The organism is Gordonia sp. IEGM753, assembly GCF_050321825.1.
Taxonomy (GTDB): domain Bacteria; phylum Pseudomonadota; class Gammaproteobacteria; order Pseudomonadales; family Pseudomonadaceae; genus Aquipseudomonas.
Window position 1 is genome coordinate 311,960 of the sequence record NZ_JBNQGB010000004.1, and the last position, 24,219, is coordinate 336,178.

The 24,219-nt window shown below is 57.2% G+C and carries 19 protein-coding genes; 7 read left to right on the forward strand and 12 right to left on the reverse strand.

All coding sequences use genetic code 11. From position 1 onward, the window contains the following. Nucleotides 1-106 precede the first annotated feature (106 nt). The 4 genes from ACQR3R_RS21150 to ACQR3R_RS21165 are packed head-to-tail and all read right to left on the reverse strand — an operon-like array spanning nucleotide 107 to nucleotide 4,411. Nucleotides 107-526, reverse strand: a complete 420-nt coding sequence (locus tag ACQR3R_RS21150; protein ID WP_428274983.1) for a globin domain-containing protein — start codon at nucleotides 524-526, stop codon at nucleotides 107-109. After that, entirely contained in the window at nucleotides 526-1,389 is an 864-nt protein-coding gene (locus ACQR3R_RS21155; protein ID WP_428274985.1) for a DUF3034 family protein, read from the reverse strand. The genes ACQR3R_RS21150 and ACQR3R_RS21155 overlap by 1 nt, the downstream gene beginning before the upstream one ends. 3 nt (nucleotides 1,390-1,392) lie before the next feature. Beyond that, nucleotides 1,393-3,750, reverse strand: coding sequence for an EAL domain-containing protein (locus ACQR3R_RS21160; RefSeq protein ID WP_428274987.1), 2,358 nt, complete (start codon nucleotides 3,748-3,750; stop codon nucleotides 1,393-1,395). Then, nucleotides 3,734-4,411, reverse strand: a complete 678-nt coding sequence (locus ACQR3R_RS21165) for a methylamine utilization protein (protein WP_428274989.1) — start codon at nucleotides 4,409-4,411, stop codon at nucleotides 3,734-3,736. Before ACQR3R_RS21165 ends, ACQR3R_RS21160 begins: the two co-directional genes overlap by 17 nt. Nucleotides 4,412-4,762: 351 nt before the next feature. On the opposite strand from ACQR3R_RS21165, the gene lon reads away from it, so the two are divergent. From lon to cmoB, 5 genes are all read left to right on the forward strand, one after another. Continuing rightward, a complete protein-coding gene (lon, locus tag ACQR3R_RS21170) occupies nucleotides 4,763-7,180 on the forward strand; it encodes an endopeptidase La (RefSeq protein ID WP_428274991.1) in 2,418 nt (805 codons plus the stop codon). A gap of 204 nt (nucleotides 7,181-7,384) precedes the next feature. Next, nucleotides 7,385-7,777 (forward strand): protease inhibitor I42 family protein, encoded by a 393-nt coding sequence (locus ACQR3R_RS21175; RefSeq protein WP_428274993.1) that lies wholly within the window; start codon nucleotides 7,385-7,387, stop codon nucleotides 7,775-7,777. Between the two features lie 2 nt (nucleotides 7,778-7,779). Further along, nucleotides 7,780-8,415 (forward strand): lysoplasmalogenase family protein, encoded by a 636-nt coding sequence (locus ACQR3R_RS21180; RefSeq protein WP_428274995.1) that lies wholly within the window; start codon nucleotides 7,780-7,782, stop codon nucleotides 8,413-8,415. Between the two features lie 244 nt (nucleotides 8,416-8,659). Further along, the gene (gene cmoA / locus ACQR3R_RS21185) at nucleotides 8,660-9,403 is read left to right on the forward strand and encodes a carboxy-S-adenosyl-L-methionine synthase CmoA (RefSeq protein ID WP_428274997.1); all 744 of its coding nucleotides are present in this window, start codon (nucleotides 8,660-8,662) and stop codon (nucleotides 9,401-9,403) included. Further along, nucleotides 9,400-10,356 carry a tRNA 5-methoxyuridine(34)/uridine 5-oxyacetic acid(34) synthase CmoB gene (gene cmoB, locus ACQR3R_RS21190; protein WP_428274999.1) on the forward strand — a complete coding sequence of 319 codons (957 nt, stop codon included), beginning with the start codon at nucleotides 9,400-9,402 and terminating at the stop codon, nucleotides 10,354-10,356. Before cmoA ends, cmoB begins: the two co-directional genes overlap by 4 nt. A gap of 130 nt (nucleotides 10,357-10,486) precedes the next feature. Here the strand turns inward: cmoB and tadA are convergent, their stop codons facing one another. Next, nucleotides 10,487-10,984 (reverse strand): tRNA adenosine(34) deaminase TadA, encoded by a 498-nt coding sequence (gene tadA, locus ACQR3R_RS21195; protein ID WP_428275000.1) that lies wholly within the window; start codon nucleotides 10,982-10,984, stop codon nucleotides 10,487-10,489. Continuing rightward, on the reverse strand, nucleotides 10,984-12,360 hold the full coding sequence (locus ACQR3R_RS21200) for a multicopper oxidase domain-containing protein (RefSeq protein ID WP_428275001.1): 1,377 nt from the start codon (nucleotides 12,358-12,360) through the stop codon (nucleotides 10,984-10,986). Before ACQR3R_RS21200 ends, tadA begins: the two co-directional genes overlap by 1 nt. 192 nt (nucleotides 12,361-12,552) lie before the next feature. Between ACQR3R_RS21200 and ACQR3R_RS21205 the strand changes: the two genes are divergently transcribed. Beyond that, nucleotides 12,553-15,579 (forward strand): dermonecrotic toxin domain-containing protein, encoded by a 3,027-nt coding sequence (locus ACQR3R_RS21205; RefSeq protein WP_428275002.1) that lies wholly within the window; start codon nucleotides 12,553-12,555, stop codon nucleotides 15,577-15,579. 85 nt (nucleotides 15,580-15,664) lie between these two features. Continuing rightward, complete coding sequence (locus tag ACQR3R_RS21210; protein ID WP_428275004.1) at nucleotides 15,665-18,646, forward strand: dermonecrotic toxin domain-containing protein; 2,982 nt, start codon at nucleotides 15,665-15,667, stop codon at nucleotides 18,644-18,646. Between the two features lie 43 nt (nucleotides 18,647-18,689). Here ACQR3R_RS21210 and hutG read toward each other — a convergent pair whose 3' ends face one another. The 6 genes from hutG to ACQR3R_RS21240 form a co-directional block, all read right to left on the reverse strand. Next, nucleotides 18,690-19,499, reverse strand: coding sequence for an N-formylglutamate deformylase (gene hutG, locus ACQR3R_RS21215; RefSeq protein WP_428275006.1), 810 nt, complete (start codon nucleotides 19,497-19,499; stop codon nucleotides 18,690-18,692). Further along, the gene (locus ACQR3R_RS21220; RefSeq protein ID WP_428275008.1) at nucleotides 19,496-20,944 is read right to left on the reverse strand and encodes a formimidoylglutamate deiminase; all 1,449 of its coding nucleotides are present in this window, start codon (nucleotides 20,942-20,944) and stop codon (nucleotides 19,496-19,498) included. The genes hutG and ACQR3R_RS21220 overlap by 4 nt, the downstream gene beginning before the upstream one ends. Before the next feature lie 36 nt (nucleotides 20,945-20,980). Continuing rightward, nucleotides 20,981-21,754: an ATP-binding cassette domain-containing protein gene (locus tag ACQR3R_RS21225; protein WP_428275010.1), complete on the reverse strand. Its 774-nt coding sequence runs from the start codon at nucleotides 21,752-21,754 to the stop codon at nucleotides 20,981-20,983. Further along, nucleotides 21,754-22,419, reverse strand: a complete 666-nt coding sequence (locus tag ACQR3R_RS21230; RefSeq protein ID WP_428275012.1) for an ABC transporter permease subunit — start codon at nucleotides 22,417-22,419, stop codon at nucleotides 21,754-21,756. Before ACQR3R_RS21230 ends, ACQR3R_RS21225 begins: the two co-directional genes overlap by 1 nt. 70 nt (nucleotides 22,420-22,489) lie before the next feature. Next, complete coding sequence (locus ACQR3R_RS21235; protein ID WP_428275014.1) at nucleotides 22,490-23,239, reverse strand: transporter substrate-binding domain-containing protein; 750 nt, start codon at nucleotides 23,237-23,239, stop codon at nucleotides 22,490-22,492. A 59-nt stretch (nucleotides 23,240-23,298) separates the two neighbouring features. Next, nucleotides 23,299-24,036 (reverse strand): IclR family transcriptional regulator domain-containing protein, encoded by a 738-nt coding sequence (locus ACQR3R_RS21240; RefSeq protein WP_428275016.1) that lies wholly within the window; start codon nucleotides 24,034-24,036, stop codon nucleotides 23,299-23,301. Nucleotides 24,037-24,219 lie beyond the last annotated feature (183 nt).

Sequence of the window (24,219 nt, forward strand, 5' to 3'; positions counted from 1 at the left end):
AAGTGTGGGAGCGCGATCGCGGTGCGTCAGACGACGTTAATACTGAAAGCCGAGCAGCCCTTGCAAGCAGGCTCGCTGCCACCGATGAGTGTGTTCAGCGCACAATTTACTGCTCGATGACCTCGGGGCGCATTGGCGCCAGCCGGGCGATCAAGCGGTTCTGCACCTGCACACTGATGCCTTGCTCATCCATCGCCGCAATCAGGTCCTCAACCAACGCATTGAAGTCGCTGCGGCTGACGTTTTGGCCTTTGTGACTTTCGGCCATGGTGTCGCCGGTATACACACAAGGACCACCCGCCTCGACGCAGAACTGTTCGATCAGTTTGTCGCGCAAGCGCTGAATATCAATGTTGCGAAAGCGCTCGACAATCCGTTCGTCCCGGGCAATTTTCAGCAGCATGCCTTCGACAATCCGGGTGATTCCCGCACGTTCGCCGAGGTCTCGATACAGGCTGTCGTTCTTCGGCGGCTGCTGCGCACAAGCGCTCAACAACAGCAGCAGAATCAGCGGCAAAAATCGCATCAGAAACTCCCCTGCACAGAAAGATAAGTGCCGTTTTGATTGGCCAGCGTGGCGATCTCACCCAGCCGCGCGTAGGCCAATACCACCGACACATGCTTGTTCGGGAAATAGCCGACAAACACGTCTGCCCAATCACTTTCCCCGGCGAACGACAGGTTGTCCGGCTTCTCGCGGTACTCCACACCCACCGCCCAACGCGGATTGAACAACACCGCCACCGAGCCTTCTTTCAACACACTGCGTGTGTCACGACGATCGCCACCAAACCCCAACAACCCCAACTCATTTGCTCTGCTGTAACGCAGGCTGCCGTTAACCAGCAGGTTGTAACCCAACGCCGCGCCCATGAACAAACGGCTGGCTGCCAGGTAGCCTTCGGTGTCGCTGTCACGCTTGGCGCCCACCAGACTCGGGATCAGAAAATCACGCTGATGCTTGTACTCCAGCCCCAGGGAAACCTGCGGCAGATCGTCGTAGATCACATCGCCAAACAGCCGCACCTTTACCCCGAGCACGTCCTGGCCGAGGCTGTCTTCGGGCAGGTTCAACTTATGCACCAGCGAGCCGAGGTCGAAACGCTGGCGGGCAAAAGACAACTCGATGCGGTTGTCATAAGCGACCGCTAATCCGGCCACATCCAGCCGATAATCCGGCAGGTTGACGGTGGTCGCGAAGGCGCTGGCGCCCCACTCGTTTTTCTCACCGTAACCGGCGAGCATTGCCCACGGCGTGATGCCACCGCCCGCCGCACCCTCAAGGCTGCTGGCACCGCCGGTGGCGATCAGGCGACCGTTGTCGGCCAAGGCAGTTTGCAGGGGCAAGCTTAAGAGGCAACCGAGCAACACCGTAAAACGTGACGTCATGAATCAATGAACCCTGCAAGTTTGAGCGCTCAGGGGCAATGCCACCCAAGCTTCGAAGGCCGCCGCACTCAGCGGACGACTGATGAGGTAGCCCTGCGCCGTGTCGCACTGCCAGCGCTCCAGCAGACGCAGGCTGTGGGCGTATTCGACGCCTTCTGCCACAACCTTGAGCCCCAGGTTGTGGCTCATCTCGATGGTCGAGCGAACGATCACCGCGTCTTCGCTGGTCTCGTCCAGATCGCGCACGAAGGATTGATCGATTTTCAGCTCCTGCACCGGCAATCGCTTGAGGTGCGCCAGCGATGAGTAACCCGTGCCGAAGTCATCCACCGATAAACTGATGCCGCAGTCACGCAACTGATGCAGCACCTTCAATGCCTGCGCAGGCTCGCGCATGACCGCGCTTTCGGTGATTTCGAAAATCAGTTGTTCAGCCGGCAAGCGGTAAGCCCGCAAGAGCGCCGAGACCCGTTTTGCCAACTCATCACTGAGCAGGTCATCGGCAGAAATGTTCAGTGACAGCTGTAACCACAGGCCTCTTCGATTCCATTCCGAGAGCTGACGCATGCCCTCCTCGATCACCCAATGAGTGAGGGTTTGAATGCTGCCGGTACGCTCGGCCAAGGGAATGAATTCTGCTGGCGAGACCATGCCGAATTGCGGGTGTTGCCAACGCAACAAGGCTTCTGCCTGACGCACGTGACCGTGGCGAATGTCGAGTTTGGGTTGGTAATGCAGAAGGAATTCACCATTGCCCGCCGCGTGACGCAAATCGCGAATCAGGGTGATCTGGCGGCGGTGGGCGAGGTCACGACCCTGCTCATACATTTGCAGCCGGCCGGGCATTTGCGCCGCGTCTTTCATCGCAATGGCGGCACGTTCCAGCAAGGTCTGTGCGCCAAGGCCATCCGCTGGATAGGCGGCAATGCCCATGCGACAGTCCAGTGCCACGTCATGACCGTTGATGCGTTGGGGCTTGAGCAACAGTTGCTGCAGCTGATCGGCCACCGCCACGGCCGCGTCGCCGTCCATACCATCAAGCAACAACAGGAATTCGTCAGCAATCAGATGCGCCACGGTATCGCCGGGTCGCAACGCACCTTGCAGACGCTGGCCGATCTGGCGCAGCAATTGATCGACCGCCTCCGGCCCGGTCGTTTCGTTGACCGCCCGCAAGTTATCGATGCCCATGTACACCAGGGCCATGGGCCGCTGCGCGGAAATCGTGCTGCCCAGTCGTTCCATGGCCAGCGAGCGATTCGGCAAACCGGTGAGCGGGTCGTGCAAGGCGTTGTGCGCCAATTGCAGTTCGCGCTCGGCGATTCCACTTTGCATATCGTTAACGGCATTCGCCAGCCGCCCGAGTTCGTCACTGCGCTTGAGACTGACCGGGGTGTGATAGTCGCCCTGACCGATACGCTCGGCGGCCTCGGCCAACACCCGTACCGGTTGCGAAACGCTGCGGGCCAGCAACAGTGCGCCGGCCAGCGAACCCAACAGCGCAACCAAAGCAATACCGAGAATTTTTTCATCCAGCGGGGCGAACGCCTGCAGCGCGGCGTCCAATGGACTTTGCAACAGTGCAATAACCTGGTTGTCACTGCCCTCAGTCACACTGGCCAACAGCAACGACTGGCTCAGAAAACGCTGGTCCTCAAACTCACTCAACTGCACCTGACTGCCTTGACGACTGTCGAGCATCAGGCTCACCAGGCTATCGTGCAGGGCGCCGGGCTGAGTGCTGACCAGTTCGCCAACCTGCTGGCGATCGACGGTCAGGAACGACACTTGAAGATTGGTCAGCGATTGCAATTCACTGGCCCAACTCCCGTCCATGCTGAACCCCATCACCACGCGGGCAATCGGCAGAGGCGCCAGCACCGTGGCTTCGACCAACAAATGCGGTTTACCCTGTAATGGCACGATGACCATGGTTTGCTGCAGCCGCTTGGCGTCACGCAGGGCCTGGTCGAAGCGAAATGGCGTGCCTTCAACGACATCGTCCAAGGTACTGGCCAACACTTTGCCATCCATGCCCAGCAGGATCATGTCGCTGGCATTGATACGTTTGCCGTGGTTAAGCAGCACGGAGGCCATGGTCGCCGAGTCGCCGCTGGCCACGGCGTCGCGAAAGCCGAAATCTGCCGCGAGCAATTGCGCACCATCGGCCAGCCGCCGGCCGCGCACTTCCAGCAACCGCTCGAACACCCGCGCACCCACTTCCAGTTGCGCGCTGGCCTGGCCGCGCACGGCGGAATTGGTTGCCATCTTGACGCTGAAATACAGCGCACCGACCACCACCAGCAACAGCAGGATCAGGACGAACGCAACCCGGGCCTGAAAGCTATTGCGCAGTTTCATGGGCGGCTCGCTTGAAGGCGTCACCAAAGGCACTGGGTGCCGGCGCGGTGGGGGTTTGCGCGGTTTGAGGCTCAACCGTCAGTACAAAAGATTGCGTAAGACCGGCGGCGGCAATCTTGACGTCACCACCGTCGACCGGTTGCATGCCCGGCGCCTGCGGATGCCAGAGGGTGGCGTGATAACCCCCGGGCGGTGCGTCGAGCGTCAATTGACCGCTGGCATCGGTTACACCGAAGCGCGGGTCATCGGTGACGTAGACATAACCCAGCATCCAGTCGTGAATATTGCAGCCAAGCACCACTACGCCGGGTTTATCGAACAACACCGGATCCGACGGCGTGCCTTCATACAGCCGTAATTCGAAGCGCTTGGCCGGCGAAAAGGAATAAACCTGATGGCGAATATTGTCGCTGTTGGGAAATTTGATTGGCGTACCGGTATGCACCGCCAACACATGCGGCGCGAACTGCTGCGCACGCTGGTCCATGTCGGCCTTGAGGGTACCTACGGGCAAGCCGGCCGGGCCTTGTAACGTGACCACCGCGTCGGCCAGCGGCTTGCCATGCTGATCGTTCACCTGAATGTTCAGTGGCGCAGCGTTGGCGAAATAACTGATGCACAGGGTTGTGGCAGCAAGAAGCAAGGAGTGAAATCGGGCCATACAGGCTTCCAAAAATTCAGGGAGTCAAAATGGCCAACCTTGGCGCCAGTGGTGCTGATGTGTCGTATCAGAGAAACAATGCCAGAAACAAGGCAAAATGCCATCACTCAATATGACGCGACACGCGGCCGCTCGTCCAGCAAAAACCTATGCAACAGATCAGCTTCTGTACAGGCTATCGACCATGAATAAAAAAGCTGAAGACAAAATGTCAGTCCGCCCGGCAAGGATTCACGGTGGTCGCGGCAAAACTGTCAAAACCTTGAACGCAGCGCTTCAAATAGTCGCTGCCATTGAAACCACCCCGCACCTGCCCCATCTAAGAGCCATACTCCATTGCGCAGGTGCCCCATGAGCGACCAGCAAGAATTCCCCGACGATCCGAACGACTACGCTGACCCCGAGAACGCCGAACACCACTCCGCTAGCAAAGGCCTCGCCCTGCCAGGCCAGAACCTGCCGGACAAGGTCTACATCATCCCGATCCACAACCGCCCGTTCTTCCCGGCCCAAGTGTTGCCGGTCATCGTCAATGAAGAGCCGTGGGCAGAAACACTGGACCTGGTCAGCAAATCCGATCACCACTCCCTCGCCCTGTTCTATATGGACACGCCGCAGGAAGACCCACGTCATTTCGACACCTCGGCCCTGCCGCTCTACGGCACCCTGGTCAAGGTGCACCACGCCAGCCGCGAAAACGGCAAATTGCAATTCGTTGCCCAGGGCCTGACCCGCGTACGAATCAAAACCTGGCTCAAGCACCACCGTCCGCCGTACCTGGTAGAAGTGGAATACCCGCATCAGCCCACCGAGCCGACCGACGAGGTCAAGGCCTACGGCATGGCGCTGATCAACGCGATCAAGGAATTGCTGCCGCTGAACCCGCTGTACAGCGAAGAACTGAAAAATTACCTCAACCGCTTCAGCCCCAACGATCCTTCGCCACTGACCGACTTCGCTGCGGCGCTGACGTCGGCGACCGGCAATGAACTGCAAGAAGTGCTCGACTGCGTGCCGATGCTCAAGCGCATGGAAAAAGTCCTGCCGATGTTGCGCAAAGAAGTCGAAGTGGCGCGCCTGCAGAAAGAAATTTCCGCCGAAGTTAACCGCAAGATCGGTGAGCATCAGCGTGAATTCTTCCTCAAGGAACAACTGAAGGTCATCCAGCAGGAACTGGGGCTGACCAAGGACGACCGCAGCGCGGACATCGAGCAGTTCGAGCAACGCCTCACCGATAAGGTTTTGCCGCCACAAGCGCAGAAACGCATCGAAGAGGAAATGAACAAGCTGTCGATCCTCGAAACCGGCTCGCCGGAATATGCGGTGACCCGTAATTACCTCGACTGGGCAACGTCGGTGCCGTGGGGCGTGTATGGCGAGGACAAACTCGACCTCAAGCACGCGCGCAAAGTGCTCGACAAACACCATGCCGGCCTCGACGACATCAAGGACCGCATCCTCGAATTTCTCGCGGTCGGTGCTTATAAAGGCGAAATCAGCGGCTCTATCGTGTTGCTGGTCGGCCCGCCGGGCGTGGGTAAAACCAGCGTCGGCAAGTCCATCGCCGAATCACTGGGTCGCCCGTTCTATCGCTTCAGCGTCGGCGGCATGCGCGACGAAGCCGAGATCAAGGGCCACCGTCGCACCTACATCGGTGCGCAGCCGGGCAAACTGGTGCAGGCGTTGAAAGACGTTGAAGTGATGAACCCGGTGATCATGCTCGACGAGATCGACAAAATGGGCCAAAGCTACCAGGGCGATCCGGCCTCGGCACTGCTGGAAACCCTAGACCCGGAGCAGAACGTCGAATTCCTCGACCACTATCTGGACCTGCGTCTGGACCTGTCGAAAGTGCTGTTTGTATGCACCGCCAACACACTCGATTCGATTCCCGGCCCGTTGCTGGACCGTATGGAAGTCATTCGCCTGTCGGGTTACATCACCGAAGAAAAAATCGCCATCGCCAAACGTCACTTGTGGCCCAAGCAACTGGAAAAGGCTGGCGTGTCGAAAGGCAGCCTGTCCATCAGCGACACGGCGCTTAAAGCCCTGATCGACGGCTATGCGCGTGAGGCCGGCGTGCGGCAGTTGGAAAAACAACTGGGCAAACTGGTGCGCAAAGCGGTGGTGAAGTTGATCGACGAGCCGAAAGCCGTGATCAAAATCGGCCCGAAAGATCTGGAAGCGTCGCTCGGTCATCCGGTGTTCCGCAATGAACAAGTGCTGTCGGGCACGGGGGTGATTACCGGTTTGGCCTGGACCAGCATGGGCGGTGCCACATTGCCGATCGAGGCAACGCGTATTCACACCTTGAACCGTGGTTTCAAACTCACCGGACAGTTGGGTGATGTGATGAAAGAGTCGGCAGAAATTGCCTACAGCTACGTCAGTTCGAACCTCAAGTCATTCGGCGGTGATCCGAAGTTTTTTGACGAGGCCTTCGTCCACCTGCACGTGCCGGAAGGTGCCACGCCGAAGGACGGCCCGAGCGCTGGCGTGACCATGGCCAGCGCCCTGCTTTCGCTTGCACGTAACCAGCCGCCTAAAAAGGGAGTGGCCATGACCGGCGAACTGACGCTGACCGGGCACGTACTGCCGATTGGCGGAGTGCGTGAGAAAGTAATCGCGGCGCGCCGGCAGAAGATTTTCGAGCTGATATTGCCGGAGCCCAACCGCGGGAGTTTTGAAGAATTGCCGGATTATCTGAAGGAAGGGATTACCGTGCATTTCGCCAAACGCTTTGCGGACGTGGCGAAAATCTTGTTCTGATAGTCATGTAGTGCCTGCACCACCGCTTTCGCGAGCAAGCCCGCTCCCGCAGTTGGAATGCGTTCCGCTGCGGGAGCAGGCTTGCTCGCGAAGGCGCCTGCACTCACAACATCAAACTCCCTCCAGCCCTTGCCGCGACTGTCACACTTTGTCTTAACTCGGTTATGCTCGCCGTTCGTCGTGAATGCCGGAGCTGCTGATCTTATGTCCCCCACCCGCCTGTTTATCCCCCTCGCCCTCTCTTTACTGGCCGCCTGCGCCACGCAGCCGAAACAGAACGTGACCGTGGAAAAACAAAGCGAATGCCCGGTGAAACTGAGCAACGGGCAAAACCTGATCCTGACGCTGCCCAGCAATCCGACCACAGGTTATCGCTGGGCTATCCAGGATTCGGCCGGTGGCGTGCTGCGCGCCCTAAGCCCAGAGGTTTACAGCAACCCGGAAGATGCCGGAATTGTCGGCAGCGCCGGTATATCGACCTGGCGTTTTCAGGCCTTTGGGTCAGGGCAAGGCCGTTTACGCCTGACGTCACAGCAGCCGTGGGCGCCGGAGGTGTTGCCGGTTGAAACCTTCGACTGCGCGATTTCGGTCAACTGATCATGGGCTGGATGATTCTGGCGCTGATGGGTGCGGCGACTTACCTGTATGGCCTGAGCATGCACGCTGCACTGCTGTGTTTGCTGGTCAAACCACTGCCCGTGCTGGCGTTGCTCGGTTGGTTGCACGATGCGCCGCCCACCGACTACCGGCGCTGGATCAGCCTGGGGTTGATTTTCTCGTTGATCGGCGACGTGTTGCTGGCATGGCCTGGGGACTTGTTCGTGTTTGGCCTCGGGGCATTTCTGGTCGCCCACCTGGCTTACCTGAAAGCCTATTTGAGTGATTGCCGGCGACTGGCAGTGTTGCCACTGGTGATCGCGCTGGGTGTCGGTGCGGTGCTGTTGGGGGTTCTGATCGCTCACGGCCTGGGGCCTTTGCTGGTGCCGGTGATTGTCTATGGCCTGGCGATCAGCGCAATGCTCTGGCGCGCATTGGCCCGACTCGGCAGCGATGTGCCCAAGCGTTCGGCGCTACTGGCAGCGGGGGGTGCCGTGGCGTTTGTATTTTCCGACAGCGTGATTGGCATTGATCGTTTTGTGACTTCATTCCACGCCGCTGCTTACGTGATCATCCTCAGCTACTGGCTGGGGCAATGGGCTATCACCGCGTCGGCATTCACCCAAAAACAACACTAACTGCGGTTACAACACCAAGCCCTGTGACCCCACTAACCCTGTGGTGAGGGGATTTATCCCCGTTGCGCTGCAAAGCAAACGTCAAACCTGTGAATGCGGCCTATTGAAAGCCGACGTTCAAAAGTTCAAGGACCGCTTCGCGCTCCAACGGGGATAAATCCCCTCACCACATCAGACAACCCGCGCATCTGCGTAACAACTTGGCTAAAATACCGGCCTTTCCCTCTACGCCGCCGGAACCGCCGTGAGCAAAGAACCCGATCGCCTTTTCGCCCAGCCTTTGGCCCAGGTGCCTGACTTCGCCTTTAACGAGGACGTGGTGCGGGTATTCCCGGACATGATCAAACGCTCGGTGCCCGGCTATCCGACCATCGTTGAAAACCTCGGCGTACTCGCCGCGCAATTTGCTCAGCCCAACAGCGTGCTCTACGACCTTGGCTCGTCCTTGGGCGCCGTGACACAAGCATTGCGCCGTCACGTACGCACCGACGGGTGCCGGGTGATTGCTGTGGATAACTCCGCCGCGATGGTGGAACGCTGCCGCGAGTACCTGAACGGCCAGGATTCGATGTTCCAGGAGTTGCTGCCGGTCGAAGTTATAGAAGGTGACATTCTCGCCCTGCGCTTCGAACCAGCCTCGGTCGTGGCGCTTAACTTCACCCTGCAATTCATCGCCCCGGACCAGCGCACACCCTTGCTCTCGCGCATTCGCCAATCATTGCTGCCCGGTGGCGCGTTAATCCTGTCGGAGAAGCTGCGCTTCAACGACCTGCAAGAGCACGCGTTGCTCACCGACCTGCACGTCGCGTTCAAACGCGCCAATGGCTACAGCGAACTGGAAATTGCCCAGAAGCGCAGCGCCATCGAAAATGTCATGAAGCCCGACAGTCTCGAAGAACATCGCGAACGCCTGCTGGCCGCCGGGTTCTCCAAAGTCGTGCCGTGGTTCCAGTGTCTTAACTTTGCCTCGTTGATTGCCTTGCCATGATTGATTTGTCGCCTCTCGCCCGCCGTCTGGCTGGCACCCCGCTGGCCGAATGGGCCAACACCCTGCAAGCGCAACTCGACAAGAAAATGGAAAAGGGCCACGGCGACCTCGAGCGCTGGCAGAGTGCGCTGGACGCGCTGCCAAAGATCCAGCCCAGCGACGTCGATTTGCTCAATGGCCTGAGCCTGAACACGGATTGCGACGACGAAACGCGTGCGCAAATGCGCACCGCGCTGATGGGATTGTCGCCTTGGCGTAAAGGCCCCTTTGATTTGTTTGGTGTGCATGTCGACACCGAATGGCGTTCGGACTGGAAATGGTCACGCGTGGCGCCGCATCTGGACCTCAAAGGCAAACGCATCCTCGATGTCGGCTGCGGCAACGGTTATTACATGTGGCGCATGCTCGGCGCCGGTGCCGACAGCGTGATCGGTGTTGACCCCAATTGGCTGTTCTTCTGTCAGTTCCAGGCAGTGCAGCGTTATCTGTCCGAGCCCAATGCCTGGCACTTGCCGTTCCCTTTTGAAGACCTGCCGCCGAACATGGAAGGTTTCGACACAGTGTTTTCGATGGGCGTGTTTTATCACCGTCGTTCGCCGATCGAGCATTTGCTGGCACTGAAGGACTGCCTGGTAAAAGGTGGCGAACTGGTGCTCGAAACGTTAGTGATCGAAGGCGATCAACAGCAGGTGCTGGTGCCGGAAGACCGCTACGCGCAGATGCGCAATGTATGGTTTTTACCGTCGGTGCCGGCGCTGGAATTGTGGCTACGTCGGGCAGGATTCAGCGATGTGAAGTGTGTTGACGTCAGCACGACCAGCGTCGAGGAACAGCGCGCAACTGAATGGATGAAGTTTCAATCGCTGAGCGATTACCTTGACCCCAACGATCACAGCAAAACGGTTGAAGGTTTGCCCGCACCGATGCGCGCGGTGATCGTGGCCCGCAAATAACCCACCGATTTCCTGTTCGCCGAGATTCCCTGTTGGAGTGGGTTTGCTCGCTTATGCGGATGAACATTCAACAGAGATGTTGACTGAAACACCGCTTTCGCGAGCAAGCCCACACACATTGGTTTCGTGCTCAGTCTGTGGGTTTGGCACGTCGGGCCTTGAAGAATTCGCTGAGTACTGTCCCACATTCCTCGGCCAACACCCCGCCCTCGAACAGCACCCGGTGATTCAAAAAGCCCTGGGTAAAAAACTGCCCCTGGCTTTGCACGATTCCGGCCTTCGGCTCCAGCGCGCCATACACCACCCGCGCAATTCGTGAATGCACGATCAAGCCTGCGCACATGCTGCACGGCTCCAGCGTCACGTAAAGCGTGCTGCCGGGCAGACGGTAATTGCTGGCAGCCAATGCCGCAGCGCGAATCGCGACCATCTCAGCGTGGGCACTGGGATCGTTGCCACTGATCGGGCAGTTGAATCCGCGTCCAATAATCTCGCCATCCTGCACCAGCACCGCACCCACCGGCACTTCGCCCAACGCCGCACCTTCGGCGGCCAGCGTCAGCGCTTCACGCATGAACTCTCGATCACGGCTGCGATCGATGATCGCAACGGGACGTATCTGACGCATCACGCCACCTCGATGGCGGCCATCAGGCCGGTTTCCATGTGGTCGATCACATGGCAATGGAACATCCAGACGCCAGGGTTATCGGCTACCAACGCCACTTGCGCACGCTCGTTCTTGCCCAATAAATAGGTGTCGGTGAAGTACGGAATAACCTTGTGCCGGTTCGAGGCAATGACCTTGAAGCTCATGCCATGCAAGTGAATCGGGTGCTGATACTGAGTCATGTTTTTCAATTCGAAGATGTAGCTTTTGCCCTTCACAAGCTTGGCAATCGGGCGGTCGGAGCAGGTTTTATCGGTGATGTCCCAGGCCTGGCCGTTGATCTGCCACAAGCTCGGCGGCTTACCGTTGTCGACGTTCACCGACACCGAGCCTACCCACTCGAAATTGAAGTTGAGTTTCTCGGCATTGGCCAGGTCTGGCTCGGCGACCGGATTAGCGGGTAGCGCGGGTGGCCATTCGGTCGGTGCATCGGTGTTTGCCACCGAACGTAAAGTACCCAGGCGCACCGGCCCGTTACGCAACGACAACTCTTCACCGGCGGGCGGTGCCTTGATTGCCAGGCAAATACGCATGCCGGGGCCCAGCCAATACTCCTTGCCCAGCGGACGCGGCTCGACGGGGTTGCCGTCCAGCGCATAGATCTGCGCTTCGACCCCCGGAATATTGATGCGATACGTCAGCGTGTTATCGAGGTTCAACAACCGCACGCGACTGATCTGCCCAGCCGGCAAGTCGATCACCGCCTGCGATACACCATTGATGGTCGACAGCCGCCCCGCCGTGCCGCCACGCGCTGCCTCGCGAGGAATGCTGAAGGCAACAAACGCGCCCTCTTCATCAACGTGCCAGCTCTTCAGGCTCAAGGTTTTTTCGTACTTGAAACCGGTGGGGTCGCGCTCCTCGATGATCAACGGGCCGACCAGGCCACGACCCAACTCTTCACTGCTGTTCACATGCGGGTGGTACCAATAGCTGCCTGCGTCGGGCACGCGGAATTTGTAGTCGAAGTATTCACCGGGTAATACCGGAAGCTGCGAGACATACGGTACGCCGTCCATCTCTAGCGGCAGGCGGATGCCGTGCCAGTGAATGGTGGTTGCTACCGGCAGATGATTGATGAACCGCACCCGCAGCCATTCACCTTGGCGCACACGCAACTCGGTGCCGGGTGCCGATGGCCCGAATGCCCAGGCCTCGGTTTTGTGCCCGGCCACCAACTCGACATCCAGCGGCGCCGCAATCAGCTCATAGTCATGACCTGCCTCGGCATCGGCCATTTTTCCCAGCCAGTAACGCGACGCGCCTCCGGCCCCCACGCCAACCACTACAAGACCGGCCAGACCACCGAGTATTTGTCGACGGGTAAAGGACATGAACTCAACTACCTCACGTATCAGCAGCAGGCTCGGGGGCCCGCAAAAGGCGAATACGATACACCTGCGATTGAGAAACAGTAAGACCAGCGCGGCGGATGGCCGCAATCAACCAGCATGCGACAACTATGTAGTGCACTTTCTTTGAGCGAATGGGCAAACATCGGCACTCCATTCTCAAGGAACGAGAACATGCCCCGCCATCAAGACACTGCAGCAATACCGATGACCGATCAGGAACAATTGCGGATTGTCGCGCCAGTAATCGTCACAGCCTGCCCGGGCATACAGGAGGAGGCGCATGCAGTTGCCAGCGAGATTTTACAAAAGCACGGCATTACCGGACTCGATCCTGATCAGGTCTGGTGGCACCGGTTCAATACTATTTCCGCAAGCAGCCAAAAGGCTTTCCTTGGCTGGGAGCACGCTCCAACACCCAGCGAATCCTTGACCCTGACACAACTGGTAATACACCGCTACCGCGTCACCGACCAGGACAATGCTGACTTGCTGGACGGCGACGGTGGTTTTTACACCGCAGACGCGAGCGCCAACGTTTACAACGAAACAAATGAAGTGCGGATGTACCCCAGCGAAGTGCTCAAAGATTTGTGGGAAATGGACTTCAGTGATCGGTACCTGACCAAGCTGAATAATTTCTGGCGCACTCATTTCGATGATTTCCGCACCTTGGCCAAATGCAATTACCTCAATCAAGCCGTACAAGCCCGGCAAAACCTGCAGCTTGAAGAAGCCGACTTTCAAACTGTCGTCAGGGCGGTGATCGATGACCAGGCGTGGCCGATCACCCGCGTAACATTGGCATCAGAAAACCCGGTGCCCGCAGGTACTCGAATCTGTGTGCTGGACGTGGCTGGACATGTCGCGAGTGACATTTTGCGCATCGTTGGCCATGACGGGCGGCAAATCACCTACGTTCCGGGTGCCACGCAAGCTTTTCAGGTGCATCCGACACCAACAGACCTGCACTGGTGGGTGTTGATGCAGATGAACGACGACGCACTGCTTGCCGCGTTCCTGATGCATTTCCCCCCGGCAGAACGCCAAGCCATCAACGATGGCATCACCCCGTTGATGAACCAACTGGTCAGCACTTGGGGGGCAAGTGACCACCATCTGATCAATCAAAAAAATGTCTTCATCCACGGTGATGCGTTCACCTGGCTGAGCCACTCCGTAAAAACCACGATGCTGACGGAAGCCGATTTGACCTTGGTAACCAACGGCCATATGCGCCAACAGCTTTGGCTGGGTTACCTGACCGTTGGCCTGCACGTCTTCGGACCGTTGGCGCTGCTTGGCTGGCCAATCGCATTGACCGTGATTGGAGCAAGCGTTGCCGCCATGGGCTTGAACATCGACAAAGCAGTGCACGGCAAGACAGCCGCTGAACGCAAGGCCGGTGTCATAGGCGCGGTGCTGGACAGCATCAATATTGTGTTCAACATTCCGCTGCTCAAAGAGGTCAACGTGTTGGAGGAAGTGGAGGCTTCGGTCGACGCTGCCGAGGCCACAGAAATGGCCAGCCTGCAAATCACCGACGAACCTGGCGCGGTACAGGTTTCTGGAGCACCCGAGGCGCCGGTCATTGCACCCCTTCAGGCATTTAAACCCCTGGAGCGCGAGGCTGGCCAGCCCCTCTCAGTTCCTGAGCATTGGCAAAGCAATGAAATTCTGGAGAGCGACGCCGTTATTGCCGACAGTGGCAAATTCCAGGCAATTTATTCGCTAAACAGAAATCCCTCGAACGCGATAATGCTCAACGATGACGCCTACTACGTGCGCTACGAAAGCGACGTCAACGGCGGCGGCACCTGGGCAATCATCGATCCGCAAAGCCCCAACGCGACATCGGGATCGATACCGGTCAACCTGACTGCCGAGGGCAAATGGGTAATTACTTCGAAAACCGGACTGAAGGGAGGTGGTAACGACCTTATCAAACCGTTGCGCAAACCGCCGCAAGCCGTCTCCGGATCACAAGCTCCAACAGCGATCCGCTTGGTTTCCAGCCCTTACGATACGCCCCCAGACAGTCAGCTGCGTTATCTGGCCCTGGGCATAAGACAGACCCATGTCAAAGTCTTCCTGACCCCTGGAGGTTTGAAGTCCATATCCACCTATCAAGACCTGGTCGCAACACGTCGCGCAGTGCTGATTGCCAACTCGCGCAAAACCCTGTTTAAAAACGATTTTTTTGCATCGTTACCTGCGCGCCCGGTGCAGCCGTCGATAACACCGTCGACCACCGTCACGCAGCTCCTGCAGAATGTTTTCGAGTCTGCTCCCGGGTTGGTTATTGGTGAGGCTCAGAATCGAATCGCCAGCATGAGATTTCTCATCGAGAACATGCAAACGTTCGCTCGCGAGGGGGTCAAGACCCTCTACATGCACCGTCTTCTCAATGATTTCAGTCAAGTCGATTTGAATGCTTTCGTCCGGACCGGGGAAATGTCCGAGGAACTGGAGGCATACCTGACCAAGCTTCAGGATGACCCATCAGGAATATACACGCCGCTTCAAGTCGTCCGGCTTGCGCGAAAAAATAACATCCGCATCCAGGCCATCGACTGTCTGGCGTCCTACAAATACGAAAGTGCATCGACGGGTTCGGTCTCGGAGCAGGCCATCAAAAACTTCTATTCCAACACCATTATCCATGCCAATGAGTCACTCAATGGAGCCGGAAAGTGGGTGGTCCTGACAGGCCAGGAAAACACCAACACCTTCAGGGGTCTCCCTGGTATCAGCGAAATGAATGGAGGAATAGGCCTGCGAATAGAAGAAGTACTGCCCGGCAGGGAGACGCTTTTTGAAATAGATCATGGGATAGAAATTGGCCATAACCTGACCCCGACGCAAACGCAAATGGCGGGAGGTGTCGAAACGTTATATGCGGACCTGCACCTGCAAATGCCAACACCCATGGTTATCCGAACGACAACGGCAATCGACGAGTTGCTGTTCCGGGAGGGAATGTTCGTCATTGATAAAACTATCCTGGATTTCACATTGATTCATCGCAGTCGGACCGGTCAGCTTATCCATACGCTGATCGAGCGAACCGTGGGTGGCGGCTTTCTGATCCAGCGTCCTGCCTGGGTCAGCGTTCACAACATCAGTTACTCAAGCCTTGAGCACCTCGCCCACGCGCTAAACCGCATGGGTTTGACACTTGAGGGACGACTGCCTGTTTAAGTGATCACGCAAACCCGCTCACCGCCGGCCTGGAGGAGCGGGCCTGAAACGACCACTTTCCACATTATTTCTCAAGGAGCGAGAGATGCAATTATCCGAAACAACCCATCATTTTTTACTGCCCAATCCAGCTGATGAGCAAACTCTCAAAGCGTTGGCTTTGCCCTTCACCGAAGCTTGCCCCGACCTGCACGCGATGGCGTATGAAGCCGCCCAAGGCATTCTCGAAAAACACGGGGTCAGCGGCATCGATCCCGATAAGGTCTGGTGGCACCGTTTCAACAACATTTCTGCCAGCAACAACAAGACATTCCTGGGCTGGGAGCACTCTCCCCACCCCAGCCAATCGTTGACCCTGCCGCAATTGGTGGTGCAGCGTTTCCGGGCACACGACCAGGACAGCGCCGACCTGCTGGATGGCGATGGCGGCTTTTACAGTGAAGGGGCGCACGCAAAAGTCTTCAACGAAACCAACGAAGTGAAGATGTACCCCAGCGACGTCTTGAGGGACCTGTGGAAAATCAATTTCAGCGGGCCCTATCGAGAGAAAATGGAGCAATTCTGGTCACAGCATTCGGATGATTTTCGAACACTCGCCAAGCTCAATTTCCTGGCGCGTGCACTGGACGAGCACAATGGCTCGCGGTTGAACAATGAAGACCTCAAGACCGTGATCAAAGCGGTCGCAGGCAATGTGAGATGGCCAATCAGCCTCGCAATGCTGCAAGCGCGAGCCTCACCCGTCGAGGGACTTGATGTCTGCGTCCTGGACATTGGCGGCTATAAAGCCACCGACATCCTTTGCATCACCGACCGCAACGGAGTGCGGATTCTTTACACCCCCGGTGAAACCAACAGCTTCCACATCTTCGCCACCGCATACGATCTGCATTGGTGGTTACTGATGCAAAATAACGAATCAGAGAACCGGGCGCGCTTCATGGCGCACTTTCCCTTGGCAGCCCAGCGACAGGATGATGGCAACATCGGCTTGAACGCGATGATCGACCTGCTCTACTCGACGTGGGGCGCACGCGATCACCATCTAATCAATCAGAAGCCAGAAGCAATCACGGGCGATGCTTTCACCTGGATTCGCGACGCCGTCAAAGATCGCATGCACAGCGATGCGGACCTGTCGTTGCATTCCAATGGCGAGTTGCGAAAAAAAATGTGGATCGGCTACTTGAACGCATTCGTACATGTGTTCGGCTCCATGGCGGGCCTTGGCTGGCCAGTCGCGCTCGCCGCCGTGGGCGCCGGCATTGCCGATATGGGCTTGAACATCGACCAAGCGATTAACGGTACTACCAAGGCTGATCGTAAGGCCGGGGTCGTCGGCGCCATCACCAGCGGTATCGAAACCCTCTTCAACCTGCCCTTCTTGCGCGGGGCATCAGAGCTTGCCGAAGTGGGAGAAGCCAGCGAAACCTTCACCCCTCGAGAAAGCGTTCCCGAGCGACCGGTTGATGAGGCACAGGTAGTTCCTTCGCAACTGCCGCCGATTGCCCGTTTTGCTCCTGGCCCTGCGTACGCGGAGAACGGCGCGGAACTGCTGTCATTGTTTGACACCAACGAGATTCTGGATGGTCTGTCGCCTATCGCCGAGCAGGGCAAATTCCATGGCATTTTTCAACCACCAAGTGGTGGAAGTTATGTGCTGATCAACGACAGCTATTACCTCGTGCGCTACGTTAACGAACTGAAAACCTGGGCCATCATCGATCCTGCCAACCCGTATTCCTTCTATCGCAGCCTGCCCATTCGGCTCGATGCCGCGGGAGAATGGCAACCCATCAATCGCCCCGGCCTGTTCGGTGGTGGCAAGTTCGACGGATTATGGCCATGGGGCAACGACAGCCACCCGCTACCAGACGTCGAGTCGCCCGCGACTCCGTACGATATGCCCCAGGCGCTGCGAGAAGACCTGAACGACATCGCCCAGGGCGGTGGCAGCAAGTACGATTTGAAAGACTACATGGCCAGTGTGCCCAAGGTTGAAGGCACCAACCCAAATGCGGAATTCAAGGCGATGAGGCAAACCCTTTATCGGGACGCCAACACGTTTTTCGAATCACCCACATTGCCACCCAAGCCGCAGATACCTGAGCTGCCAGCGAATCTGGACGGTAAGAACATTATCAAGAAGCTGTATCGCATTGCTTCCGGGCTAGTAATCGGCGAGAACCACTCCAGCGTGGGCAGCAAACAATTCCTGATCGACAACATGGAAGTGTTGAGCAAGCAGAAGGTCAAAACACTGTACATGGAGCATTTGCTTACCGACTTCCATCAGGCTGATCTCAACGTTTTCAACCGCACAGGCAAGCTATCGGCACAGCTGGAGACCTACCTGAAAGAACTGGACCGAGGACACAGAACCGACCCAACGGGTCGATTCAATTTCCTGGAGCTGGTCAAAGCGGCGCGTACCAACCATATACGGGTCCAGGCCATCGACTGCCTGGCCAGTTACAAAAGTACGGGCATGCGTAACGTTGACCTCAACTTCCGCCAGAAGATGATGAATTTCTTCGCGCACAAGGTCATCACCACCGACCAGACGCTGCGCGGTGCCCACCGCTGGGTGGCGTTGGTGGGTGACAGTCATGCTGGAGCATGGGAAGGCGTGCCGGGCATCAGTGAGCTGGAAGGCGGCATCAGCTTGCGTGTAGAAAACCCTCTAACAGGTCCCGCAAGGGGTATCGAGGTAGATCCGGGGCGTATTCCAACCGACAACTTCGGGCGCCCATTGGCAATGGTCAAAAGCGACCTGCGACTGCAGCTGGATTTGCCTTCCGAAGTGACCCAAATCAAATCTCTGGAGAAAGCCTTGTTGAGGCCCGGCGATTGCACGGTATTGAATATCGATGGCCAGGCAACACTTATTCACCGCAGCACAGACGGCTCGATTGTCCAGACTGTGATTCGGCGTGACGGCAGCTCGTATTACATCGAACGGCTCAAGTGGCCGACCATGAGCGGACGACGATTCCCGACCCTTGAGAGTCTTAAGTCAGGACTGATGCTGATAGGGCTAAAGCCTTTAAAGGTTGCAGGGGGCTGACAGGCAAACCAGTGGTGCGCCAAGGGAGCACCACCAGGTTCATTTATCCATGCGCTGGTTTGAATGCCATGAAACGTTCGACCAGCGCGGCCAATACCGGTTTTAGTGTTCGAACAAGTGCTTGATCCAGCGCGTAAGGCGCGACTTCCTGCATGTAGCAGCGTTGTGCAAGCTCCAGCTGAATGGCATGTACCTGTTGCGCTGGGTTGCCATAGGCGCGGGTGATGTAACCGCCCTTGAAACGCCCATTCAGTACTGCAGGCATATTCGCAGCGCCGGCCTGTACCTGCGCCAGCAGATCCTCTGCAATGCCAGGAGCGCAGGAGGCTCCTTGGGCCGTTCCAAAATTAAAAACCGGGAGTTCGCCATCAAACAAATGTGGAATGACTGAACGAATCGAATGCGCATCCCAGAGCAAGGCATAACCGTAGACGGACTTGATACGCGCCAACTCCGATTGAAGGGCGGCATGGTACGGCTGCCAGTAGAGGGCTAAGCGCCGGGCCTTTTCGGCCTCATCCGGCTCCTGCCCCTCTCGGTACAGCGCGACGCCATCAAACGTTGTGACAGGGCATAGCCCCGTGCTGTTCTGACCGGGGTACAAACTTTCGCCATCAGCCGGGCGATTCAGGTCGATCACATAACGCGAACAATGTGGCCGCAATACGGAGGCGCCCATTGCATTGGCAAAGTCGTAAAGCGATTCGATATGCCAGTCCGTGTCATCAACTGCCAAGCCAGTAGGGATGAGCCGCACCTTGATGTCTTCGGGTAGGTAAGTACCCACATGGGGCATGGAAATCAGCAGCGGGCCAGAGCCTTGATGCAAATCCAAAACAGCAGCGCTGGTCATACAGATTCCTCCAACAGTTGCGTCAATGCTGCACGGTAATCCGTTAGCGCCTGTGCTTGTAGAGCATGGTTACCGTCGTCGATGACTTTTTTGCCGCCGACGAAGACGTCTCGAATCGAGTTGCCGCCGTGTTCACAAAACACCATCGCCGACAGCAACTGCTTGTGATTTCGCTCATCGACGTTGGGGCCGTCCCGATCAACCACCACAAAGTCAGCGCGCTGTCCGACCACCAAGCCTGCAACCCGGCGCCCCGTCGCGGCGGCCCCGCCTGACACTGCCTGACTGAATAGGCGGTCGGCGACAACGGGTGCGCTCAACTCGGCCAGCACGTTACGCCGCTGGTGAATCAAACGCTGGCCATACTCCAGCAAGCGCAATTCGGACCAGGGGTTGACCGTGATGTTGCTGTCAGACCCAATACCCCACCGGCCACCGGCACGCAGATACCGTTCTGCATCAAACAACCCGTCGCCAAGGTTGGCCTCAGTCGTGGGACACAAGCCCGCAATCGCGCCGCTGAGCGCCAGACCCGCATACTCGGAATCGGTCATGTGTGTGGCGTGCACCAGACACCAACGGCTAGACAGCGGTTGCCGGTCCAACAGCCATTCAACCGGGCGCTGACCCAGGGTTGCGATGCAATCCTCAACCTCTCGGGTTTGCTCGGCGATATGAATGTGGATGGGCGCATCCTTATCGTCATCATTCATGCCACTGACCAATACCGACAGCGACGCTTCACTCACCGCCCGCAACGAATGCGGCGCTACGCCGTAACGCCGGTTACCGTTCTCGGGCATGGTTTGTTTCATGCGTTGGCGCAGGTCGAGAATCCATTCCGGAGAAGAAATGAAACGCCGTTGATGCTCAGACGGCAGCGCCTGGCCAAAACCGCTGTATTGATAAAGGACCGGCAGTAACGTCATGCCGATGCCCACGTCCTGCGCGGCGCCAACGATGCGTTCCGCAAGCTCCGCCGGGTTCGCATAAGGCTGCCCGTCTGCGCCGTGATGAACGTAGTGAAACTCACACACCGAGGTGTAACCGGCCTTCAGCATTTCGATGTAGAGATGCCGGCCGATGGCCTCCAGATGATGCGGCTGCAAACGCTGCGTGAAGCGATACATCAGCGCGCGCCAGCTCCAGAACGAATCTGACGGATTGCCCAGGGTTTCGGTCAGACCGGCCATTGCCCGCTGGAAAGTATGGGAGTGAAGATTGGCCATGCCGCTGATCACTGGACCCGCCGCGACAGGCATGTCCGGACTGCACGAAGCATCGACTTGTACTTCGCTCAAATCGCCCTGTTCATCCCAGCGAATAACCACATTGTGGTGCCAGCCGTCTGGCAGCAAAGCGCTTTTGGCGAACAGGCACCTGTTCGCCGATTCCGTGATTGAACCACGCTCAGCGCAAGCATTTAACTCGGTAGCGGACGTCAAAATAACCTCTGCGACAAATGACTGAAAACGGACCGCTTACACGGCATGCGATGCCTCTCGCGCCAATATGCTTTGCAAGAAACTGCGCGTTCGTTCTTCCTTCGGATCGGTGAATAGCTGCGCTGGCGGCCCCGCCTCTACGATCACGCCTTGGTCCATCACCACAACAACATCTGCCACTTCACGAGCGAAGCCCATTTCGTGGGTGACGATAATCATCGTCATGCCTTCGGCAGCCAGGTTCTGCATCACCTGCAGCACTTCGCCCACCAATTCGGGATCGAGGGCCGAGGTTGGCTCATCGAACAACATCACCTTGGGGTTCATCGCCAACGCGCGGGCGATCGCCACTCGCTGTTTTTGGCCGCCGGACAACGTGCCGGGGTACACGTCGCACTTGTGCTTTAGGCCCACCTTTTCAAGAAGACCGAGGGCTTGTTCACGCGCCTGGTCACGCGGCGTATTGCGCAGCGCCATCGGCGCCAGGGTGATGTTTTCCAGCACCGTGAGGTGCGGAAACAAATTGAAGGACTGAAAGACCATGCCCACTTCGCTGCGCAAGGCATCGAGTTTATCCTGGGACATCATTTGGCCTTTCTCGACCACGGTATGCCCACACGCGTGAATCGTTCCGCCTTCGGCAGTTTCAAGACCATTCATGCAACGCAGAAAGGTGCTTTTACCCGAACCGCTAGGGCCAATCACCACCACAACCTGGCTCGGCTGCACGACAAAATCAATGCCGCGCAACACTTGGTGCGAGCCGAAAGATTTGCTCAGGTTTTTGATATCAATAATCGATGTGGTCATCACACTCTCCCATCCGCACGAAGCACTTTTTCGGTCTTGCGCAGAATCAATGTCGTAGTACCGGTGAGCATCAAATAGATGAACGCAATAGCCAGATAAACTTCGAGCGAGCGGTAGGACACACTGATGATCTTCTCGCCTTCATGCATCACGTCTGCAATGGTCAACAGCGATACAAGGGCAGAGTTTTTGATCAACGCGATGAACTCGTTACCGAGGGCAGGAATCATGCGCACAAAAGCCTGCGGCAAGATGACCTTGCGCATTGCCATTTTGTAAGGCATCCCCAACGAACGCGCCGCTTCCATCTGTCCCTTTTCGACCGACTGAATAGAGCCACGGACGATTTCAGAGACATACGCGGCGCTGTAGATACCCAACCCGAAAATGCCGCAGACATAAGCCGGTAACTGAATACCGAAGTGCGGCAGCCCGAAGAACAGGATGAACAGTTGCACCAGCAACGGAGTACCGCGGACAAGCGTCAGGTAGGTGGTGCAAAAACCGTAGATGAGATGGCGCTTCGGGTTGAGTCGGCCAAGCCCGATCAACAGGCCCAGTACACATCCCAATACCAAGGCTGCAGCGGTGATTTCAATGGTGATAGCGGTGCCCGACGCGAGCGCGCGCCAGCCGTCCCACACCGGGGAAAAGTCGAGATCCATGGGTCACTCCGAAAATTGTTCTTGTAGTGAATATCCGGTGCTGGACACCGGATGTGCGATCAGGGCATGACTACTTCGTGCCAAGCCACTTGTTGGTCAGTGCCGCGTATTCGCCATTGGCACGTAACGTTTGCAGGGCCTTGTTCAATTGCGAGGCCAGTTCGGTGTCGTTTTTACGTACGGCGAAACCGTACAGCTCGGTGGTCAGACCCTCCTCAAGCACCCGCACTCTTGGCTCGGATTTGGCGTACTCAACGGCTGCCGGTCGACCGGTGACTGCTGCATTCACCCGACCAATTGTCAGCAAATCAAACATGGCCTGATTCTTTTCGACTTCGACAACGGTGACGGCCGGGTAGTGTTCTTTCAGGAAGGAGATGGACTTGGTCCCCACCTGCGCAGAGACTTTCTTGCCTTCAACCAGATCGGTCGGTGCATTGATGGTCTTATCGTCCTTAAGCACCAGCACAGCCAAACCGCCGCTGTAGTAAGAGTCCGTAAAACTGACAACTTTCTTGCGCTCATCAGTCATGTAAATGCCTGAGGCCGCAATGTCGAACCGGTTGGAAATCAATCCTGGAATCAGACCTTTGAAGCCGATATCGACCCACTCCACTTTTTTCCCCAGCTCCTTGCCGAGCGCTTCGATCAATTCAATATCGAAACCGGTGCGTTGACCGTCCTTGATAAATTCCATCGGCGGGAAAGTGGCATCGGTGCCCACGCGAAGCACATCGTCTGCTGCTTTAAGGGGCATGCAAACCAGTGTCATCAGCGCGAAGATCGCGGCAATCGGGCTTAACAGTTTGGCGGTGTTCATTAAGGTTCCTTCGGCGATGGTAAATCCTGAGGGGGTTGAAACATTGGGTAGCGGGCAGGCTAGAAACGGTTTGAAATACGCATTGCAGCTTTTTTAGTCAGGCTGATCAGTTCAGCTTCTCGCGAGCCGACACGCATCGAAGGCGCCATCAAGGTGATGGTTCCTTCCAAACGCTCGTTATCCGAAATCAAGGGAACGCTGACACCCCAAACGCCCAAATCGACCTCGCTGTCACTGGTTGCATACCGGTTCTTGCGAATCTGGGCGAGTTCTTCGTGAAGGGTCGGCAGGCATTCCTGCGTCTGGCTCATGTGCTCTTCTATCAAGCGCGTTTGCAACGCTTGCGGCAGAAATGCCAATAGGCTTTTTGCCGACGCGCCATACATCAATGAATGAGCACGGCCCTTGGTGAAGGAGCACCGTAACGATCGAGGGCTTTCCTCCATCGCGATGCAGACCATCTGCCCATTGGAATAAACCAACAAGCCGACGCTCTCACCCGTACGCTCCACCAGTGCGCTTATCTCATCTCGACTTTGACTGACCAGATTTGAATTCTGATCAAACCCCCAAGCCAATTGAACGCCGGTTGCTCCGGGTTCATACAGGCCGGTGGTCATGTGCTCTTGCAGCAACCCCCATTTTTTCAGGGAGGCGAGATGGCGATACACCGTGCTGAGCGGCATACCCACTTGCGCCGCGATCCATTTGGCACTAATGGGCTGTCCAGCCTTGGCCACACAGGCCAGGACTTGCAGAACACGGTCTACGATATTTTTTGTTCCGAAATCGTTCATGTCTGCACTATAAGCAAGAATTCTCGGTTTTGTGCCTACGGTTCCCACTGGCTGGGAAATCTACGAACACTATGTGACCGATGGGCTCTACCTTCCTTTGTATAAGGGCCAGAAAACAAAAAACCGTGTGAACGTTCGTACACACGGTTTGAGGTAGCAGCAGCGAAATGTTCGAGGGGCCGG

Coding starts and splice junctions, on each gene's coding strand:
- ACQR3R_RS21225 (WP_428275010.1), bottom strand. CDS start 21,754: ATGACCACATCGATTATTGATATCAAAAACCTGAGCAAATCTTTCGGC.
- lon (WP_428274991.1), top strand. CDS start 4,763: ATGAGCGACCAGCAAGAATTCCCCGACGATCCGAACGACTACGCTGAC.
- ACQR3R_RS21230 (WP_428275012.1), bottom strand. CDS start 22,419: ATGGATCTCGACTTTTCCCCGGTGTGGGACGGCTGGCGCGCGCTCGCG.
- ACQR3R_RS21180 (WP_428274995.1), top strand. CDS start 7,780: ATGGGCTGGATGATTCTGGCGCTGATGGGTGCGGCGACTTACCTGTAT.
- ACQR3R_RS21240 (WP_428275016.1), bottom strand. CDS start 24,036: ATGAACGATTTCGGAACAAAAAATATCGTAGACCGTGTTCTGCAAGTC.
- hutG (WP_428275006.1), bottom strand. CDS start 19,499: ATGACCAGCGCTGCTGTTTTGGATTTGCATCAAGGCTCTGGCCCGCTG.
- ACQR3R_RS21160 (WP_428274987.1), bottom strand. CDS start 3,750: ATGAAACTGCGCAATAGCTTTCAGGCCCGGGTTGCGTTCGTCCTGATC.
- ACQR3R_RS21210 (WP_428275004.1), top strand. CDS start 15,665: ATGCAATTATCCGAAACAACCCATCATTTTTTACTGCCCAATCCAGCT.
- ACQR3R_RS21200 (WP_428275001.1), bottom strand. CDS start 12,360: ATGTCCTTTACCCGTCGACAAATACTCGGTGGTCTGGCCGGTCTTGTA.
- cmoB (WP_428274999.1), top strand. CDS start 9,400: ATGATTGATTTGTCGCCTCTCGCCCGCCGTCTGGCTGGCACCCCGCTG.
- ACQR3R_RS21175 (WP_428274993.1), top strand. CDS start 7,385: ATGTCCCCCACCCGCCTGTTTATCCCCCTCGCCCTCTCTTTACTGGCC.
- ACQR3R_RS21235 (WP_428275014.1), bottom strand. CDS start 23,239: ATGAACACCGCCAAACTGTTAAGCCCGATTGCCGCGATCTTCGCGCTG.
- ACQR3R_RS21165 (WP_428274989.1), bottom strand. CDS start 4,411: ATGGCCCGATTTCACTCCTTGCTTCTTGCTGCCACAACCCTGTGCATC.
- ACQR3R_RS21155 (WP_428274985.1), bottom strand. CDS start 1,389: ATGACGTCACGTTTTACGGTGTTGCTCGGTTGCCTCTTAAGCTTGCCC.
- ACQR3R_RS21150 (WP_428274983.1), bottom strand. CDS start 526: ATGCGATTTTTGCCGCTGATTCTGCTGCTGTTGTTGAGCGCTTGTGCG.
- ACQR3R_RS21205 (WP_428275002.1), top strand. CDS start 12,553: ATGCCCCGCCATCAAGACACTGCAGCAATACCGATGACCGATCAGGAA.
- tadA (WP_428275000.1), bottom strand. CDS start 10,984: ATGCGTCAGATACGTCCCGTTGCGATCATCGATCGCAGCCGTGATCGA.